The organism is Micromonospora sp. NPDC049102 (assembly GCF_043197485.1).
Lineage (GTDB): Bacteria > Actinomycetota > Actinomycetes > Mycobacteriales > Micromonosporaceae > Micromonospora.
Genome location: NZ_JBICTE010000004.1, coordinates 238,973 through 254,966, shown reverse-complemented (window position 1 = coordinate 254,966; position 15,994 = coordinate 238,973). Strand labels below are relative to the sequence as shown.

Annotated in this window: 21 protein-coding genes; 6 read left to right on the top strand and 15 right to left on the bottom strand. The window is 70.8% G+C overall.

Going from position 1 to position 15,994, the window contains the following annotated elements; translation table 11 throughout:
- The first annotated feature begins 24 nt into the window (after nucleotides 1-24).
- The gene (locus ACGFH9_RS07300; RefSeq protein ID WP_393216627.1) at nucleotides 25-453 is read left to right on the top strand and encodes an AI-2E family transporter; all 429 of its coding nucleotides are present in this window, start codon (nucleotides 25-27) and stop codon (nucleotides 451-453) included.
- On the opposite strand, the gene ACGFH9_RS07295 is transcribed toward ACGFH9_RS07300, so the two are convergent.
- Nucleotides 424-1,725 carry an NAD(P)/FAD-dependent oxidoreductase gene (locus ACGFH9_RS07295; RefSeq protein ID WP_355233215.1) on the bottom strand — a complete coding sequence of 434 codons (1,302 nt, stop codon included), beginning with the start codon at nucleotides 1,723-1,725 and terminating at the stop codon, nucleotides 424-426. The genes ACGFH9_RS07300 and ACGFH9_RS07295 overlap by 30 nt on opposite strands.
- Nucleotides 1,726-1,914: 189 nt before the next feature.
- On the opposite strand from ACGFH9_RS07295, the gene ACGFH9_RS07290 reads away from it, so the two are divergent.
- Nucleotides 1,915-2,343 (top strand): cupin domain-containing protein, encoded by a 429-nt coding sequence (locus ACGFH9_RS07290; RefSeq protein WP_355625204.1) that lies wholly within the window; start codon nucleotides 1,915-1,917, stop codon nucleotides 2,341-2,343.
- 81 nt (nucleotides 2,344-2,424) lie between these two features.
- Here the strand turns inward: ACGFH9_RS07290 and ACGFH9_RS07285 are convergent, their stop codons facing one another.
- Nucleotides 2,425-2,973 (bottom strand): GNAT family N-acetyltransferase, encoded by a 549-nt coding sequence (locus ACGFH9_RS07285; protein ID WP_393216551.1) that lies wholly within the window; start codon nucleotides 2,971-2,973, stop codon nucleotides 2,425-2,427.
- Nucleotides 2,974-3,016: 43 nt separating this feature from the next.
- Nucleotides 3,017-3,745, bottom strand: coding sequence for a VOC family protein (locus ACGFH9_RS07280; protein WP_393216549.1), 729 nt, complete (start codon nucleotides 3,743-3,745; stop codon nucleotides 3,017-3,019).
- Nucleotides 3,746-3,885: 140 nt separating this feature from the next.
- Here ACGFH9_RS07280 and ACGFH9_RS07275 point away from each other — a divergent pair, with 140 nt between their 5' ends.
- Nucleotides 3,886-4,176: a hypothetical protein gene (locus ACGFH9_RS07275; RefSeq protein ID WP_393216547.1), complete on the top strand. Its 291-nt coding sequence runs from the start codon at nucleotides 3,886-3,888 to the stop codon at nucleotides 4,174-4,176.
- A gap of 174 nt (nucleotides 4,177-4,350) precedes the next feature.
- Here ACGFH9_RS07275 and ACGFH9_RS07270 read toward each other — a convergent pair whose 3' ends face one another.
- The 8 genes from ACGFH9_RS07270 to ACGFH9_RS07235 all read right to left on the bottom strand — a co-directional run bounded on the left by ACGFH9_RS07270 (nucleotide 4,351) and on the right by ACGFH9_RS07235 (nucleotide 10,026).
- The gene (locus tag ACGFH9_RS07270) at nucleotides 4,351-4,401 is read right to left on the bottom strand and encodes a hypothetical protein (protein ID WP_393216625.1); all 51 of its coding nucleotides are present in this window, start codon (nucleotides 4,399-4,401) and stop codon (nucleotides 4,351-4,353) included.
- A gap of 403 nt (nucleotides 4,402-4,804) precedes the next feature.
- Nucleotides 4,805-5,176 (bottom strand): hypothetical protein, encoded by a 372-nt coding sequence (locus ACGFH9_RS07265; protein ID WP_393216545.1) that lies wholly within the window; start codon nucleotides 5,174-5,176, stop codon nucleotides 4,805-4,807.
- An 84-nt stretch (nucleotides 5,177-5,260) separates the two neighbouring features.
- Nucleotides 5,261-6,436 carry an alginate lyase family protein gene (locus tag ACGFH9_RS07260; protein WP_393216543.1) on the bottom strand — a complete coding sequence of 392 codons (1,176 nt, stop codon included), beginning with the start codon at nucleotides 6,434-6,436 and terminating at the stop codon, nucleotides 5,261-5,263.
- A gap of 158 nt (nucleotides 6,437-6,594) precedes the next feature.
- Nucleotides 6,595-6,888 carry a DUF6510 family protein gene (locus ACGFH9_RS07255; protein WP_393216541.1) on the bottom strand — a complete coding sequence of 98 codons (294 nt, stop codon included), beginning with the start codon at nucleotides 6,886-6,888 and terminating at the stop codon, nucleotides 6,595-6,597.
- 37 nt (nucleotides 6,889-6,925) lie between these two features.
- A complete protein-coding gene (locus tag ACGFH9_RS07250) occupies nucleotides 6,926-7,690 on the bottom strand; it encodes a ferredoxin reductase (protein WP_393216623.1) in 765 nt (254 codons plus the stop codon).
- Nucleotides 7,691-7,697: 7 nt separating this feature from the next.
- Entirely contained in the window at nucleotides 7,698-8,297 is a 600-nt protein-coding gene (locus tag ACGFH9_RS07245) for a sulfite oxidase-like oxidoreductase (protein ID WP_355233205.1), read from the bottom strand.
- Between the two features lie 75 nt (nucleotides 8,298-8,372).
- The gene (locus ACGFH9_RS07240; protein WP_393216539.1) at nucleotides 8,373-9,395 is read right to left on the bottom strand and encodes a TerC/Alx family metal homeostasis membrane protein; all 1,023 of its coding nucleotides are present in this window, start codon (nucleotides 9,393-9,395) and stop codon (nucleotides 8,373-8,375) included.
- Nucleotides 9,396-9,615: 220 nt separating this feature from the next.
- The gene (locus ACGFH9_RS07235; protein WP_355233203.1) at nucleotides 9,616-10,026 is read right to left on the bottom strand and encodes a DUF2267 domain-containing protein; all 411 of its coding nucleotides are present in this window, start codon (nucleotides 10,024-10,026) and stop codon (nucleotides 9,616-9,618) included.
- Nucleotides 10,027-10,185: 159 nt separating this feature from the next.
- Here ACGFH9_RS07235 and ACGFH9_RS07230 point away from each other — a divergent pair, with 159 nt between their 5' ends.
- Both ACGFH9_RS07230 and ACGFH9_RS07225 read left to right on the top strand, forming a co-directional pair.
- Nucleotides 10,186-10,458, top strand: a complete 273-nt coding sequence (locus tag ACGFH9_RS07230; protein WP_355233202.1) for a DUF2795 domain-containing protein — start codon at nucleotides 10,186-10,188, stop codon at nucleotides 10,456-10,458.
- Nucleotides 10,459-10,500: 42 nt separating this feature from the next.
- Nucleotides 10,501-11,169: a DUF1345 domain-containing protein gene (locus tag ACGFH9_RS07225; RefSeq protein ID WP_393216537.1), complete on the top strand. Its 669-nt coding sequence runs from the start codon at nucleotides 10,501-10,503 to the stop codon at nucleotides 11,167-11,169.
- A 267-nt stretch (nucleotides 11,170-11,436) separates the two neighbouring features.
- On the opposite strand, the gene ACGFH9_RS07220 is transcribed toward ACGFH9_RS07225, so the two are convergent.
- The 4 genes from ACGFH9_RS07220 to ACGFH9_RS07205 form a co-directional block, all read right to left on the bottom strand.
- On the bottom strand, nucleotides 11,437-11,625 hold the full coding sequence (locus ACGFH9_RS07220) for a hypothetical protein (RefSeq protein ID WP_393216632.1): 189 nt from the start codon (nucleotides 11,623-11,625) through the stop codon (nucleotides 11,437-11,439).
- Nucleotides 11,626-11,650: 25 nt separating this feature from the next.
- Nucleotides 11,651-12,622 carry a pirin family protein gene (locus tag ACGFH9_RS07215; protein ID WP_393216535.1) on the bottom strand — a complete coding sequence of 324 codons (972 nt, stop codon included), beginning with the start codon at nucleotides 12,620-12,622 and terminating at the stop codon, nucleotides 11,651-11,653.
- A 271-nt stretch (nucleotides 12,623-12,893) separates the two neighbouring features.
- Nucleotides 12,894-13,457: a hypothetical protein gene (locus tag ACGFH9_RS07210; RefSeq protein ID WP_393216533.1), complete on the bottom strand. Its 564-nt coding sequence runs from the start codon at nucleotides 13,455-13,457 to the stop codon at nucleotides 12,894-12,896.
- Between the two features lie 636 nt (nucleotides 13,458-14,093).
- Nucleotides 14,094-14,405 (bottom strand): MazG-like family protein, encoded by a 312-nt coding sequence (locus ACGFH9_RS07205; RefSeq protein ID WP_355233197.1) that lies wholly within the window; start codon nucleotides 14,403-14,405, stop codon nucleotides 14,094-14,096.
- 180 nt (nucleotides 14,406-14,585) lie between these two features.
- Between ACGFH9_RS07205 and ACGFH9_RS07200 the strand changes: the two genes are divergently transcribed.
- On the top strand, nucleotides 14,586-15,986 hold the full coding sequence (locus ACGFH9_RS07200) for a hypothetical protein (protein WP_393216531.1): 1,401 nt from the start codon (nucleotides 14,586-14,588) through the stop codon (nucleotides 15,984-15,986).
- The last annotated feature ends 8 nt before the right edge of the window (nucleotides 15,987-15,994 follow it).

The window sequence follows — 15,994 nt, the reverse complement described above, 5'->3', positions numbered from 1 at the left end:
CGCGCGCCGGACGCGGCGCGGTCGGTGCGTTCCTGGAACGCACCGGGGTACGCCGTTACGTCGCCGCGCACTCCGAGGAGCTGCGCGCCGCGAGCGGTCGGCTGCGGCAACCCGCCGTCGGGGTGCTGCGCGGCGTCGGCCGGGAGGGCGCGACGATCGGCGCGGTGGTCGCCGCCGGGGCGGGGTTCCTGCACTCCCCCACCGCCGGCGTCGTCGTGCTCGTCTTCTTCGTCGTACCAGCAGGTGGAGAACCACCTGCTCCAGCCGCTCATCTGCGCCCGCGCGGTACGGCTCAACCCGCTGACCGTGCTGCTCAGCCTGCTGCTCGCGGCGGAGCTGGCCGGGTTGCTCGGCGCGCTGCTGGCCATCCCCGCCGCCGGCATCGTGCAGATCCTGTTGCCCGAGTACGCCCCGCGACGCAGTTCAGCGACCGCGCGCCGCGACCTCGGGTGAGGTGCTCTCCAGCGGCACCGCGTTCGCCGGAACCAGCCCCAACTGCACCGCCGAGCGGGTGAGCGCGGCGTCGAGCACCCAGTCGGCCCCCACGCGGGTGCGGTTGCCGGGCATCGCCATCAGGTGGTACGCCCGGGTCACCGCCTTGGCCGGCAGCCCGGCCAGGTTGACGTGCAACGGGTTCGCGGCGGCGTCCTTACCGCCCAGGTCCACCACCCAGCCCAGATCGTGGTGCTTGTACGGCCTGCGCTTCCCGAAGCCGTACGACGCGGCGATGTTGTGCGCCACACGCTTACCCTGCCGCTCGGCGTGCTGCGCCGTCATACCGCAGATCTGCCCCGGATTCACCAGGTCGGGCACGGCGGCGGCATCACCGCAGGCGAAGACCTCCGGGTAGCCGGGAACGTTCAGGTACTCGTCGGTGACCAGCCGGCCCCGCTCGGTGCGCAGGCCCAGTTCGTTGACGAACGGGTCGGGCCGCACCCCCACACACCACACCAGCGTGCAGGTCGGGACGTACTCGCCGTCGGTGAGCTTGACCCCGTCGCAGGTCGCCTCGGCCACCGAGGTACCCATCCGCACGTCCACGCCGCGCCGTTCGAGCACCTTGTGCGATGTCTCGGACATGCGCTTGTCCAGCTCGGGCAGCACGCGGGGAGCGACGTCGAGCAGCATCCAGCGGGGCCGGACGGTGAGCCGGGGGCGCTGCGCGTGCAGGGCGTCGGTGAACAGTTGCCCGTGCGCGGCGACCTCGGTGCCGGTGTAGCCCGCGCCGACCACCACGAACGTGGAGCGGGCCCGCTGCTCGGCCGGGTCCTCGGCCTGCTCGGCCAACTCCACCTGGCGGACGATGTGGTCGTGCAGGTAGACGGCCTCCGGCAGACCGCGGAAGCCGTGCGCGTACTCGGTGACACCCGGGATGGGCAGCAGCTTGTTGACGCTGCCCACGGCGAGGACCAGCCGGTCGTACGCCAGGCGGTTCTTCTCCCCCTCGGGCTGGGTGAAGCCGACCCAGCGGTTCTGCAGGTCGACGTGGTCCGCCTCGCCGATGACCACCCGGACGCCCTTCAGGGTCCCGGTCAGCGGAACGGCGATGCGCGTGGGCTCGACCACCCCGGCGGCCACCTCGGGCAGCAGCGGTAGGTACAGGAAGTAGTCGGTCGAGTTCAGCACCACGATCTCGGCCCGGTCCCGGGCGATCCGGCTCAACGTCTTCGCCGCGTGGTAACCGGCGAACCCGGCCCCCACGATCACCACACGAGGTTTCGTCATTGCCGGCCGTTTCCCGTCGCAGCCCAGGACAAACGTCGACACGTGGCACGCGCCGGCGCTCACAACCGGACAGCGCGCCCGGTAGATCAGTTATCCAGTGTTTACTCCCTACGGGTTCGTAGACTGAGATCGAATCACGTGCAATCGAAAGGAATCATGTTGTCGAGGTACTCCTCCCCACGGCGGATGATGGCCGGAGCTGCGGCGGCCGCCGCGATGCTCGTCGGCGCCACACTCACGGTGAGCAGCCCGGCCCAGGCGACGCCAGCGGGCTCGGGTGTGGTGGGCACTATCATCACGCAGACCACGATCGGTGACACCGATTACATCCTGCGTGAGATCACCATCCCGGCCGGTCAGGCCACCGGATGGCACTGGCACAAGGGTGAACTTTTCGGCTGGGTCAAGCAGGGCACGTTGAGCCACTTCGACTCGACCTGCGCGTCTGATGGCGTCTACCCTCGCGGAAGCTTCATCAAGGAGCCGGCCGGCGCGGATCACGTGCACATCGGCATCAACCGCGGCAAGGTTCCAGTGGTGCTGGAGGTTCTCTACGTCCTGCCGACCGGCGCGCCGCTGTCGGTCGACGCGCCCAACCCGGGTTGCACTTTCCAGTGACGTAGCACCTCACCCGTTCCACCCTGTTGATCAAGAGGTTCGCGTCATGACACGCCGAGGCGCATGACGCGAACCTCTTGATCACGCCGACGGTGGGGTGGGGATGGGTGGGGTGGAGGCTGTCAAGGCCCAGCGTTCGTGGTCGCGCCACGCGCCGTCGATGAACAGGTAGTCCGGGGAGAAGCCCTCAAGGCGGAAACCGAGCTTGCGGGCGACCCGCCGGGACGGCTCGTTGCCCGGCTGGATGTTCGCCTCCAACCGGTGCAGCCCGACGCTGGTGAACGCGTGGTCGATGACCAGCGCGATGCCCGCCGAGGCGTGGCCCGTGCCGCTGTACGGCTGGAACGCCGCGTACCCGAGGTAGCCGCCGCGCAGCGCGCCCAGCACGATGCCGCTGATGTTCACGTAGCCGGCGATGTCCCCGCTGGCCCGGTCGCAGATCAGGTAGCCGGCGCTGTCCCGGCGCCGGATCCGGGCGAGGTAACGGTCGTACTCCTCACCGGTGGCGGGCGCGACGAGCCACGGGTGGTGCAGGTCCCGACTCCGTCGCACGGCCGCCACGAACTCGTCCGCGTCCGTGGGCCGGGGTCGCCGGATCGCGGCTGGACCACCGCTGCGCAGGTATCTCACGGCGGACCACTCTGACCGACCCGCGGGGCGGTTGTCCAACCGGCTAGCGGGGCGTCAGCACGGAGAAGTCGTTGCCGTCGGGATCGGCCAACACGACTCGGCCGGCCGGGTCGGTGCCGATCCGGGTCGCGCCGAGGGCGAGCAGACGGTCCACCTCCGCCTGCTGGTCACCGTCGGCGGGTGGCGCGAGGTCGAGGCGCACCCGGCCCCCGCCCTCGCGCGACATGTAGGGCGGCCCACCCCACGTGATCTTCGTGCCGCCGCGCGGCGACTGGATCGCGGTCTCCTGGTCCTGATCCCAGACCAGCGGCCAACCGAGCGCCTCGGCCCAGAAGTACCCCACTTCCGGCGAACCGTCGCAGGCCAGGGCGCCGACGAACCCGCAGCCGGCGAGGAAGTTGTTGCCCGGCGCGATGATGTCGAACTCGTTGCCCTCCGGGTCGGCCAACACCACGTGGTCGACGTCCGGGCCCTGACCGATGTCGAGGTGCCGTCCACCCAGCTCGATCGCCCTGGCGACCGTCCGCTCCTGATCCTGCGGCGATGTGCTTGTCAGGTCGAAGTGCATGAGGTTCTGGACGACCTTCGGCTGCTCGGTCGGCGCGAAGCGGAGTCGGAACCCGGTGTCGTCGGTGGACACGAGCCCCACGCCCTCGCCCGGATCGTCGACGATCTCCCAGCCGAGGATCCCGGACCAGAACCGCGCCAGACGCAGAGGTTCAAGCGCGTCGAAGCTGATCGCGAACAGGTGAGAGGTCATCGGTCTGCTCATCTCCGATCCGTGTGGGCGCGGCCTGCCGTGGAACGGAAGCCTAAGGATGAGCACGCCGGTCCGCATCCGAGTATTCGACGAAGCCCTCGTCGGCGCGGGTTCCGCTACCGTCGTTTCCGCCCGGGGCCCAACCTCGCACCGTGGCCAGGACTCGCAAGCGGTCGATTCGCGTCGACGACGTCGACTACCGGTGGACGGCCAGCCGGGCCGATCCGGGCCACGTCGTGGTCCGGGTGTGGGGCGTCGACAGCAGTCAGGACATCCGGCTGGAGGCCCGGGTGGCCTTCGACGACCCATGGCGCAACTACGGACCGATCATCACCACTGATCCGGAGCGGGTGGCCGAGGTGTTCGCCTCGGACCCGATCACGCCACGGCTGGTCGAGAGGCTGATCCGGGCTGCGCTCGCCGGCCCGGTCAGTGGCGCGTGACGAACGTGACGAAGGCGCGCCAGGCCGCCGGGGCGACGACCGGTCGGGTCCATGCCTCTGTTTCCTCCGAGATCACGCTAGGGGTCTGCCCGTGCGACATCGCCTCGGCCCGTGCCGATTCCCACGACTGTCGCGGCGACAGTACGTCGGCGGGGCGCTCGATCACCGTCCCCTTTAGAGGAGCGCCCGCGAATAGCCCTCGGTCTGCACCAGGCCGGGCAGCACCAGCGGCTGGAACGAGCGCAGCGCCGCGCCGCGCCTCCTGCTCGATCGTCACCCACTCCCGGAACCACGGCATCACCGACTCGCGGATCATCGTCTCGCGGATGCGCAGCAACAGCCCGTCGGCGTCCAGCACGCGATCACTGCGCTCGGTGAACTCCAGCCGGGGTGGACGCCGGCAGTGCTCGACTGCACACCTCTGCACACCGGGGGCGGACGACACGTACATCGGCGCTGGTCACGCTCGCGTGCCTTCCGACGGTAGCGGCCCGGTCGGCAGACTGTCACGAAGCGGATCCGCCCGGCCGGAGCGAGGACGACGGGCGGAACCGAACGAGGGGCCGCCGCGAACCCCGTACCGCGGCGGCCCCTCCCCACGTCCGAAGGAGCGTGATCCATGGTGACCTCACCGCCCGTACCGACCGGCACACCGCCACACACGCCGCTGCGCCCGATGTGGCGCTGCCGTGCCTGCGGTGGCCCGTGGCCCTGTCCCACCGCCCGGCTCGTGCTCAAGGCCGAACACGAGCACGACCTGATCGGCCGGCCGCTCATCGCGCCGGACGGCGAGCCGCCAGCAGCAGCGCCGCCAACGGTCCCACAGGGTCAGGGACGCGAAGTAGACCGCGAGCCAGCCGGGCACGGCGAGCGGGGGTCGGAGACCGGGAACGAGCAAGTGGAGTACGTGCACGACGCCGCCGTACGCGAAGACCAGCACGGCCGCCGACACGACCAGCCGGACCCGTGGTGGGACGCCACGCCACCGGCCGGTGCTCACCCGAGCAGTCTGCCGCGCGCGTCGGGCCCCGACACGAGGGGCGTCCCTCGTGTCGAGGCCCGGAGGCGCACGGTCGGCGCGGACCTACGCCGGGTTGTTCGCGTGAGTCAGGGTCTCCCAGGCCACGAAGAGGTTGTTCGTGCCCTGGGGACGCTTGCGCTCGGTGTAGCTCTGGGTGTTCGCCATCCCGATGCCCATCCGGTTGTGCAGCGCGTTGAAGCCGACCTCCGTGATCGGGCCGAGGCCGAGGTCCACCGAGCCGCCGCACACGCTCGACGGGACGGCGGTGCCGTTCTCGAACTCGGTGTGGAAGCCGAGCGCGTGGCGCAGCCGGTCCTGAAGCTCCGGGTAGAGGTCGCCACCCTGGATGCGGGTGGTCTCGGCGACGTGCGAGATGGCGGAGATGCTGTAGCCGGTGTGGACCCAGTCGCGGCAGGTCTCCTGCGCGTGACCGTCGGTGTAGGTGGCCTGGCCGTGCCACCGGGAGACGAGTTCGGCGGGCGTGTCGACGTTGGTGGCCGGCGGGTAGAGGGGTCGGACCCCGTCCGCCGCGATGTAGATGGAGGCGGCGGCCGCGGCCCGGAACCGGGCGAGCGCGCGGTCGTACGACGTGCGGTCCTCGAGGAAGATCGAGATGCCGATGGCCGCCTCGGCGAGGGTCAGGTCCCAGTTGCTGGTGCGGGAGTCACCGGCGATGACGACGGGGAGGTAGACGGTGCGCAGCATGGTGGCGAACCGGGCCTGGTTGGGCCAGTTGCCGTACGTGTAGCGGATGATCTCGGCGGCGCGTGGCCACACCGATCCGGCCCAGCCGGTCTGCAACGGGGCGTTGTCGTTGGTGTGCCGCTGGATGGTCGCGGACCAGGCGTCCATCAGGGCTATCGACTTCTGCGCGTACGCCGAGTTGCCGGTGATGTACCAGGCCAGCGCGTCGGTGTACGCGGCGATGGCGTCCTCGCGCTCGTCGGTGCAACCGTAGTTCGGGTTGGAGGTCTGACCGCACTCGACGGTCGCGCGCGGTGCGGGGACCCGGGACAGCGAGGCGTACCGGCTGCCCATCATCTGGTTGTAGGCGTTTCTCCACAGCTGCTCGCCGGCCTGCACCCTGGCCTTGACGAAGTCGAGTTGTGGGCGGCTGACCAGGACGCCGGGGTGGGTGAAGGTGGCGGGGGCAGCCTGCACGCTCGCGGGCACGTCGAGCGCCACCGTCGAGGCGGCGAGCGTGACCACCGCCGCCATGAATATCGGTCGCCAACGCATGAGGACTCCCTCGGGGGTCGGAGGATTAATAGGAAACTGCGTTAACAGTTGCCGGCATCCGACCGCACCCATGGCGGCGCAAACAACGAAAGAGTTGAATATTTAAGACTGTGAAAAGTTTTCGACATTCGTAAACGTGCCGGACGTACCGGCCTCGGTCACAGCGGCTCGGGAAGTGCCTGCTCCATCGGCATCGGGACCTGGAGGTAGGTGACGCCGCGCATGTCCAGCCAGGCCCGGTCCGGTCCACGCACCAGCCGCACCATCACCGACTCGCAGGACGGGCAGCGGGCGACCAGACCCGGAGCGTGCAAGTAGACGTGCAGGCTGGCCATCGAGCCGGTCATCCCGCAGTTCTCGCAGCGGCCCATCGCGGTGCTCAGGTCGACGGCGAACAGCTCGCGCAGCGGGCCGTCGAGCATGTTGCCGTCCAGGTAGGACATGTTGGTCATCGGATCTCCTCGACGAGACGGTAAGCGGCGGACAGGCTCAGCCGGTGGGGCCGAAGCGTTCGGTCCTGATCCGTCGCGACGGATGGCCCAGCCCCACCAGCAGGTCGGCCACGGCCTCCACGAACCCGGTCGGACCGCAGACGTACGTGAGCGGTTGCAGATCCGGCGGCCAGCCGTGGGTGTTGACGTCGGCCAGGCCGACCCGGTGCGGCTCGCCGCGCCACCCGTCGGGGGCCTCGCGGGTGTAGACGTACGCCACGTCCAGGCCGAAGTCGTCGCGGCCCCGGCGGCGCAGCTCGTCGGCGTAGATCACGTCCTGGGGCGTCCGTACCGAGTAGACCAGCCGGAACGGCACCTTGCTGCCGACCTCCCGTCGCGCCCGGATCATCGCCATCAACGGCACGATCCCGGAGCCGCCGGCCACGAGCTGCACCGGGTCGGTCTGCTCGGGCCGCCAGATGAACCAGCCACCGAGCGGTCCGCGGATCTCCACCGGGTCGCCGGCGGCGAAGACGTCGATGAGGTACGGGGACACCTCGCCGTCGTGGACCCGTTGGACGGTCACCTCGATGCGCGGGCCGCCGGGGCCGTCCACAACCGGCCCGGCGATCGAGTACGACCGGGCGGCCTGGTAACCGTCCGGTGCGGTCAACCGCACGTCGACGTGCTGGCCGGGCAGGTGCCCCGGCCAGTCCGGCACCTCCAGGACCAGCGTCTGCGCGGACGCCGTCTCCACCCGGCGCTCCACCAGCCGGGCCACCTGCCACTTGATCGGCGCGCGGGCCGGGGTGCCCGTCGCCACGGCCCGCTCAGTCACCCTGGTACCGCTGCTCGCGCCACGGGTCGCCGTAGTCGTGGTAGCCGGCGGTCTCCCAGAACCCCGGCTCGTCCATCGTCTTGAGCCGGATGCCGCGCACCCACTTGGCGGACTTCCAGAAGTACAGGTGCGGGACCAGCAGACGCGCCGGGCCACCGTGCTCGGCCGGCAGCGGCGCGCCGTCGAAGGTGTGCGCCACCCAGGCCCGGCCGCCGCGCAGGTCGTCCAGCGGCAGGTTGGTGGTGTACCCGCCGTAGGAGTGCGCGAGCGCGAAGTGCGCTCCGGTGTCCACACCGTCGAGCAGGGTGTCCAGGGAGACGCCCGTCCAGGTGGTGCCGAGCTTCGACCAGTGGGTGACGCAGTGGATGTCGACGGTCGGCGTCTCCTGCGGAAGCGCCATCAACTCCTGCCACGACCACCGGTACTCGCTGCCGTTCTCGGCGGCGATGACGAACTCCCAGGTGTCCAGGGAGACCCGGGGTGTCGGGCCGGCCGAGAGCACCGGAAAGTCCTCGGTCAGGTACTGACCGGGCGGCAGGGCCGGTTCCTGCGATCGGGGCCGACCCTGGAAGCCCGGTGACACGATTCCCATTGCACAGTCGTACCACCCGGGTCGGCCGGGGCAGGAGCTTTCCGGCGTACCCCGGCCCGGCCCGGAGCGGCGCGGTCAGTGCCGGTCGGTGACGACCTCGCGCTCGGTGGGCGTGCCGCCCCGGGTGGCACGCAGGCTGGTCAGGGTGACGACCACCAGCACACCGATGATCACGCCGAGCGAGGCCAGGGTGGGGATCTGCGGAACGCTCTCCCAGCTGCCGTGCGCCCAGTGCAGGCCGAGCTTGAGCCCGATGAAGGCCAGGATGATCGCCAGGCCGTAGCTGAGGTGCACCAGCCGGCTCAGCGCCGCGTGCAGGACGAAGTAGAGCGCCCGCAGGCCGAGCAGGGCGAACGCGTTGGTGGCGAAGACCAGGTACGGGTCCTCGGTGATGCCGTAGACCGCCGGCACCGAGTCGACCGCGAAGACGATGTCGGTGGCCAGCACCGCGACAACCACCAGGGCGAACGGGGTGAGTGCCCGCCTCGCGCCCTGCCGGACGGTCATCCTGGTGCCGTGGTATTCGTCGACCACCGGCATGACCTTGCGCAGCAGCTTCACCGAGCGCATCTTGTTGATGTCGACCTCCTGCTCGTGCCCGGAGAGGGCGTCGCGCAGCAGCTTCACCGCCGTGGCGATGAGGATGATCGCGAAGAGCAGGAACGCGAAGTCGAGGGTCTGCAACGCCGCCGCGCCGAGGGCGATGAAGACCGCCCGCAGCACCAGGGCGCCGGCGATGCCGTAGAGCAGCACCCGCTGGGCGAGCACGGCCGGAACGGCGAACGCGGCCAGCAGCAGCATGAAGACGAAGAGGTTGTCGACCGAGAGGGACTTCTCGACGAGGTAACCGGTCAGGTATTCCACGCCCTGCTGGGAGCCGTAGCGGGCCCAGAGCCAGCCGCCGAAGGCCAGCGGCAGGGCGATGTAGAACGCGGACCAGCCGATCGCCTCGCGCATGGACACCTCGTGCGGCTTGCGCGTCACCAGGAAGTCCAGCACCAGCAGGAGCAGTACGCCGGCGATCGTCACCGCCCAGAGGGTGGGGGTACCGATCGACGTCAGGTCACTCGCCGCGGCCAAGGGGGACAATTCGGTCATGGGGTCTCCTCGAACACCGTGTCATGTTCGAGGTCTCCTTCACCCATCACCCGATGGGCAACCACCCGAGGCACGCCGGGCGTGCCGTACTGACCGGAATGGTTCGTGGGAAGTACTCCCCTCGCACGACAAGGTTAGGCCAGGCCGAATCGACACGCCAAGCCGGACGTCGATGGTTGCCCTGGCCAACCGCTGTGCGCCTCCGCGTGCCGACCCGCCGTCAGGCGCGGCGCAGCGTCGCCCCCGGTGCCATCGCCTGCTCCACGAGGTCCCGGTAGTCGCGCGGCAACTGCGTCGCCACGTCGTCGAACTCCCCGCCGGTGATCGCCTCGCGAAGGGTGGTGAACACCGCCCGGGTGGCGTCCCGCGCCGCCGGTTCCTGCACCCGGGCGCGCAGCGCCACACGGGCCACGAACTCGGCCGCACCGAACCGGTCCGCCTGCTCGGTGCTCGGGCTCGGCTTGAGCACCAGTTGCAGCGGCTGCGGCAACTGCGCGGCCAGGTCCAGCACCTCGCCGCCGGTCAGCCGTTCGGCGAACGTCTCCAGCACGGCCCGGGTCAGCTCGACCGCCTGCTCCGACGACGTGCGGGTGCGCTGGGAAACCTGGTCGACGAAGGTGTCGTAGTTCATCGCGTACTCCCTCGGGCTCCGTCTGCGGCGCCTGCGGGTACCCGCAGGCGACGTGGTGGAAACGACGCCGGATTTCCTGGACCGACCCGGGCGTGACCCGGCGGCGGGCGGGTAACCGCCGCCGGTCGTGACGAATCGATGCCCCGAGGGAGCCCGGACATGGCGAGCTACGCGGACGTCCTGCAGTACCTGTCGAGCCTGGACTACCCGGCCGAGAAGGACGACGTGATCCGCGAGGCCGAACGCGAGGGTGCCCCGCCGGACGTCCTCAAGGCGCTGCGCGCCCTGCCACCTGTCGACTACGCCAACGGCACCGAGGTCGCCCGGTCGGCCGGCATCGAGGCCGCCCCCGAGGTGGGCCCCGCGCAACGCGCCACGCAGGCCCGGGACAAGAAGCACAACCGGGTGTCGCAGCATCTGCGCGGCATCTGACCCGGCGGTGATGGCGTCCGCCGGAACGGGTCGGCGTCGCGGATGACCGGCACCGGCCCGCTGTCGCGCCCCCCGGACGGGCACACCCCTGCGGGGGCGCAACTCGTCGTCGTGGCGGTGGTCGGCCTCGTCGCGGGTAGCGCGTTCGCACTCACGCTGTCGCCGGCGCTCTCCCCACTGGCCGGCTGGGACGCGGCCGCGCTGAGTTGGCTGGTGCTGGTGTGGCGCAAGCTCTGGCCGATGGACGCCGCCCGCACCGCCCAACTCGCCGTGCACGAGGACCCCAACCGGCCCACCCGGGACGTGGTGCTGCTGATCGCCTGCCTCGCCAGCCTGCTGGCCGTCGGACTGGTCCTGGCCAGCGCACACGGCGCGCCACCCGGAGTGCGCCGCGACCTGTACAGCGGGCTGGGCGTCCTCAGCGTGGTGCTGTCCTGGCTGGTCGTGCACACCGTGTTCGCCGCCCGCTACGCGCGGATCTACTACACCGGCCCGGACGGCGGGGTGAACTTCAACCAGAGCGAACCGCCCCGGTACTCGGACTTCGCGTACATGGCGTTCACCGTCGGGACGACGTTCCAGGTGTCCGACACCAACCTGACCAGCAACGAGATGCGCCGTACGGTGCTGCGACACTCGATGGTGTCGTACCTGTTCGGCGCGTTCGTCATCGCCGTCACGGTGAACCTGCTGGCGGGCCTGGCGCGCTGAAGTTCTTCGGAGCGGGCCGGCGCTCGACGGCGGTGCCGGAGCTGGCGGCGGCTCCCCGGGACAGGCGGGCGCCCCTTGGCCACGAACCGCGACCGGGGGCGCCACGCAAACCTGCCCAGGCGGTGAACCACGTCCGAACCGGTCGCGGTCACCAGGCGGTGGATGCCCGCCCGAACCGAGCGGTCAGCACTGCCGGGTACAACCATACGACAGAACATCCTCCATACGGTCAGTTTTCCCTGAACTGTGGGCCAGGGCACGTCCAGGTCAGTCAGTCAGCTCCGCGTACAGGTCGGCCAGGAGGGCACGCTCGGTCGCCGGATTGTTGGTGACCCGGAAGCCGTACTGCTCGGCGAAGCCCCGCCCACTGCCGGCCAGCCGACGGGCCAGGCGCTTGCGGTCCTCCACGGGGTTGATCAGGGTGCTCGCCATGCCGGCGACCACCCGGGCCACCATCGGTCACACGCGGGCACCGTGCCGGTCAGCCGTGCAGGCCGCCGGTGCGGTCGCGGGCCTTGAGCCGGGTGGTGGGCAGGGCGGGCGCCGGCAGCGGCGACGCCGCGTCGTCGGCCACCACCCCGAAACGCCGCCCGGCCATCCAGTCCTCCCGAGCCGTGGCGACCTCCTCGTGCGAGCGGCCCACGAAGTTCCACCACATGACCAACGGCTCCTCGAACGGCGTACCGCCCAGCAGCAACAACCGCGCCCCCGCCCCGCCCCGCACGGTCAGCTCCCGTCGACCCATGCCCAGATAGAGCAGCGCCCCCGGCTCGAAACCCACCCCGGCGGCCTCGGCGGCACCGGACATCGCCAGCAGGGCGTACTCGAAATCGGGCCGCAACGGGAGCGTCGTCGGCGCCGAACCGCCCAGCTCGAGCTGCACGCCCACCAGCGGGGTGTGCACCACGGCCGGTGACCGCTGGCCGGCGAACTCGCCCACCAGCAGAGTGGCGTCGACCTCGCCGTCGCGCCAGCGCGGCAGGTCGGCGTGATGGGCGAAGTCGGCCGCGCCGGCCCGAGCCGGGTCCGGCAGCGCCACCCAGAGCTGCACACCGTGCATGACCGGCGGATGCGTGGCCGGCGACCGCTCCGAGTGGGCGATGCCGTGCCCGGAGGTCATCACGTTCAACTGACCGGGTCGGATCGCCTGCACGTTGCCGAGGCTGTCCCGGTGGATGATTTCGCCGTCGAGCAGCCAGGTCACCGTCTGCAGGCCCGTGTGCGGGTGCGGCGGCACCTCCATGCCGGGCCGCTGCGCCACGTCGTCCGGACCGAAATGGTCCACGAAGCACCACGCGCCGACCATCCGCCGGGGCCGCTGCGGCAGCAACCGCCGCACCGTCGTGTACCGCCCCAGCGGAACGTCGTGGCCCGGCAGCAGCACGCTGCCGGGATCAACATCGGCCAGGCCAGGTGGTCGGGTCTGCGCCAGCATCGATTCGGTACGCTCCACCGCCCGACTGTACGCTCGCGCCCTGCCCCGGCTGCGGCGCTTCCGGTTCGGGGTGACCGCCAACCCGGTCTGGTCGTCGCGGTTCACCGGACCTCGGTCACCGTCACGGTGTCGACGCCCGCCACCAGATCACCGAACCGGCGGCCAATGCCCTGTCCCTCCGCCGGTCCCCGCCGGGAGGTACGTAGCCGCCCGCCGATCGGATCACTGCGCGCCGACCGCTACGTCGATGGCCGGCACCCCGGGTGGGGGTGCCGGCCATCGTTTTGTCTTAGCTGTTCCAGTGCTGGGCAACCAGGTCGGTGGCCTGCTGCTCCCACTGCGCGTACGCGTCGGGGTAGGCCGAGACCTGTACGGTCTGCGCGGCGTCGGTCAGCGGCATGTCCTGCCAGCCGTCGACCTGCTTGAGGCCCTTGAGGAACGCCGTCGTGGAGTACTCCGGGTTGGTGATCTGCTCCGGCGTGCCCCAACCCGAGGTCGGGCGCTGCTGGAACAGGCCGAGGGAGTCGTGGTCGTTGGCGTCACCCAGGTGACCCAGGTTCTCCAGCTTGGACTCCTGCAGGCTCGTCGCGATCGAGATGACCGCGGCCCGCTCGGGCAGGCCGGCCTTCTTCGTGGCCGCGATGATCGCCTTGGCGTTGGTCCTCTGCTCGTCGTTCAGGGTGATGTGCGACTGGTCGCCCTGCGGCTTCGGTGCCGCAGTCTGCACCGCCACGGCGGCGGGCTTGGCATCGACCGGAGTGGCGGCGTGGGCGGCGATCGGGCCGGCGAACACACCACCGGCGAACGCCAGACCAGCAACGGACAACATGCTCTTACGGAAGATCGTGTTCATGGGGGTAGCTCCTTCGGGGGTCGGAAACACCCACACACCTGCTCGGGGGGATCGGGTGACGTGGGGGTCAGCACCTCGTCCGGGCGCTTGAGAAGTCTCGGGTCGGCGGCCTGCGAGCGGGGGGCTCGTGGCGCCGGGACCGGGTGTAACGACCGGCTGACCGGGGTCATTCCCGGGGACTGACGAACCTGGCGAGCCGCGCCGGGACCGTGGGTAACGACCGGCCGGTCGGGGTCATTCCCGCAGGCTGACGGCCCTTGATAGGTGCCGTGGACCGGATGCAACGACCCCGTGGCCGGGGTCATTCCGGGGGCTCGAGTGGCGGCCCGCGAGCGGAGGCTCATCGCGCCGGACCCTGTACAACGACCCGGCGGCCGGGACCATTCCCGGCAGGCCACCTGCGTCCGGCCCCGACGGCAGTCCGGCCCGTCCACGCGACCGGTCACATCCCACCCACACGCCCGGTCACGCCCCAGGCTTCCCGGGGCCGGACACAGCGCACATATCACCCCGGCCCCACCGAGCACAGGGCGGGCGGATCGGGTGATCGACTCGAGGTCGCCGATCCGGGGGCATCGGGTGCGTGGGAAACCCCCACATCGGCGACCTGGAGTGGATCACGATCGCCGGCGCGGGTCAGGTCTCCAGCCGAGAGCGGACCTTCTCCGCACAGGCACCCACGACGGTCTGCGCGTCGAGTCCCAGGCTTTCGATCGCCACCAGCGCGGTGAAGACGACGTCGGCCAACTCGGCTGCCACGTCCTCGCGCGTGTGGGTGACACCCTTGCGCGGATTCTGCCCGAGCAGACCGATCCAGGCGGCGGACGCCTCGCCGGCCTCCTCGGTCAGCTTGAGGATGCGGCAGGTCAACTCGGTCTGCCCGGTGCCGTTCGCGGTGTCCAACCAACTCCGCGCAGCCCGGGCCGCCGCCCAGATCGTGTCGTCCACGACGACAGTCAACCCGACGGGACCGAAGCACGGAACCGAGGCCGACCGGGGCTGACCGACGGGTCAGCGCAGCCATTGACTCCGGTCGACGGCAGTCCTAGGTTCAGGACGCTACCGGCCGGTAGGCAACCGTCCCGCCTGGTCGCCCCGCAGGCGACATCCGTCCGATGGGAAGCATCGATGCTGTCCGTACCCATTCGCACCCTGCGCCGCCTGGTCGCCGCCACCGCGACACTGACCCTGGCCGTCGGGCTGACCGGCCCCACATCCACCACCGCCGCACCCGCAGGCACCGCAGGCGCGGCCGCGGCGACCGACCGTGACCCTGGAGGCGACCAGCCGCTGCCGGGCTACACCTTCCAGAACCCGCCGCTGACGCCACTGACCGTGGCCGGCAAGCCGACGACGGTACGGCAGGGCGTGCACCGTCACGCCGCGTACATCATCGAGGTCCCCACCAGGTGGAACGGCAACCTGGTGGTGTGGGCGCACGGATACCGCGGGCAGGGCACGGTGCTCTCGCCGGAGCCGCCGGGCTTCGACCTGCGGCAGCGGATGCTGACCCAGGGGTACGCGTGGGCGTCGTCCTCGTACGACCGGAACGGCTTCGACATCCGCTCCGGGGTGCTGGGCACGAAGGATCTCGCGGACCACTTCGGACGGACACTACGTCGGCCGCACCGCACGTATCTCGCCGGGGTGTCGATGGGCGGGTACGTCATCGGCCGCTCGCTGGAGCAGTATCCCGGCTACTACGACGGCGCTCTGCCCATGTGCGGGGTGCTCGGCGACCAGACTCTGCTCGACTTCTATCTCGACTACAACCTGGTCGCGCAGGCGCTCGCCGGGGTGCCGGCCTATCCCACGCCGGCCGACTACCTGAGCAACGCGGTGCCGCGCATCCAGGCGACGCTGGGGCTGGCGGGACTCACGCCGACCGGTCCGGACACCACCACCGAGCGGGGCAAGCAGTTGCGGGCCGTGACGGTGAACCGCTCGGGTGGGCCGCGTCCAGGCGCGGAGGCCGCCTTCGCGGTGTGGAAGGACTTCCTCTTCTCGATCATGGTGACCGACGGCGGCGACTCCCCCGCCGAACGGCCGGGGCAGCTCGCCACGAACCTGCTCACCCGCTACAGCCCGAACAGTCCGGTCGACCTGAACTCGACCGTGCGACGGGTCGCGCCGGAGAACATCCGGCAACGGCTCCTGCCGACGCTGACGGAGGTGCCGCGCATCGCCGGCCGTCCGAGCGCGCCGGTGCTCAGCCTGCACGACCTCGGTGACCTGTTCGTACCGTTCAGCATGGAGCAGACGTACGCCACCGACGTGGCACGGCACGGCCGCAGCCGGCTGGTGGTGCAGCGGGCCGTCCGGGCCGCGCAGCACTGCGAGTTCAGCCCGGCCGAGGCCGGCGCCGCCTGGGACGGCCTGGTGTCCTGGGTACGCACCGGCAAGCGCCCGGCCGGCGACACCGTGACCGATCCGGCGGTCGTGTCGCGGCCCGACTACGGCTGCCGGTTCAGCGACCGGGAGGCGTACGCCGCAGGGGTCGGCACCCGCCGCCTCTACGCACCCTGCTGACGAGACGA

What these genes read in the sequence shown, in the direction of transcription:
- ACGFH9_RS07295 (WP_355233215.1), bottom strand. Translation starts at nt 1,725, where the DNA reads ATGACGAAACCTCGTGTGGTGATCGTGGGGGCCGGGTTCGCCGGTTAC.
- ACGFH9_RS07290 (WP_355625204.1), top strand. Translation starts at nt 1,915, where the DNA reads ATGGCCGGAGCTGCGGCGGCCGCCGCGATGCTCGTCGGCGCCACACTC.
- ACGFH9_RS07280 (WP_393216549.1), bottom strand. Translation starts at nt 3,745, where the DNA reads ATGAGCAGACCGATGACCTCTCACCTGTTCGCGATCAGCTTCGACGCG.
- ACGFH9_RS07260 (WP_393216543.1), bottom strand. Translation starts at nt 6,436, where the DNA reads ATGCGTTGGCGACCGATATTCATGGCGGCGGTGGTCACGCTCGCCGCC.
- ACGFH9_RS07255 (WP_393216541.1), bottom strand. Translation starts at nt 6,888, where the DNA reads ATGACCAACATGTCCTACCTGGACGGCAACATGCTCGACGGCCCGCTG.
- ACGFH9_RS07245 (WP_355233205.1), bottom strand. Translation starts at nt 8,297, where the DNA reads ATGGGAATCGTGTCACCGGGCTTCCAGGGTCGGCCCCGATCGCAGGAA.
- ACGFH9_RS07240 (WP_393216539.1), bottom strand. Translation starts at nt 9,395, where the DNA reads ATGACCGAATTGTCCCCCTTGGCCGCGGCGAGTGACCTGACGTCGATC.
- ACGFH9_RS07235 (WP_355233203.1), bottom strand. Translation starts at nt 10,026, where the DNA reads ATGAACTACGACACCTTCGTCGACCAGGTTTCCCAGCGCACCCGCACG.
- ACGFH9_RS07230 (WP_355233202.1), top strand. Translation starts at nt 10,186, where the DNA reads ATGGCGAGCTACGCGGACGTCCTGCAGTACCTGTCGAGCCTGGACTAC.
- ACGFH9_RS07225 (WP_393216537.1), top strand. Translation starts at nt 10,501, where the DNA reads ATGACCGGCACCGGCCCGCTGTCGCGCCCCCCGGACGGGCACACCCCT.
- ACGFH9_RS07220 (WP_393216632.1), bottom strand. Translation starts at nt 11,625, where the DNA reads ATGGTGGCCCGGGTGGTCGCCGGCATGGCGAGCACCCTGATCAACCCC.
- ACGFH9_RS07210 (WP_393216533.1), bottom strand. Translation starts at nt 13,457, where the DNA reads ATGAACACGATCTTCCGTAAGAGCATGTTGTCCGTTGCTGGTCTGGCG.
- ACGFH9_RS07200 (WP_393216531.1), top strand. Translation starts at nt 14,586, where the DNA reads ATGCTGTCCGTACCCATTCGCACCCTGCGCCGCCTGGTCGCCGCCACC.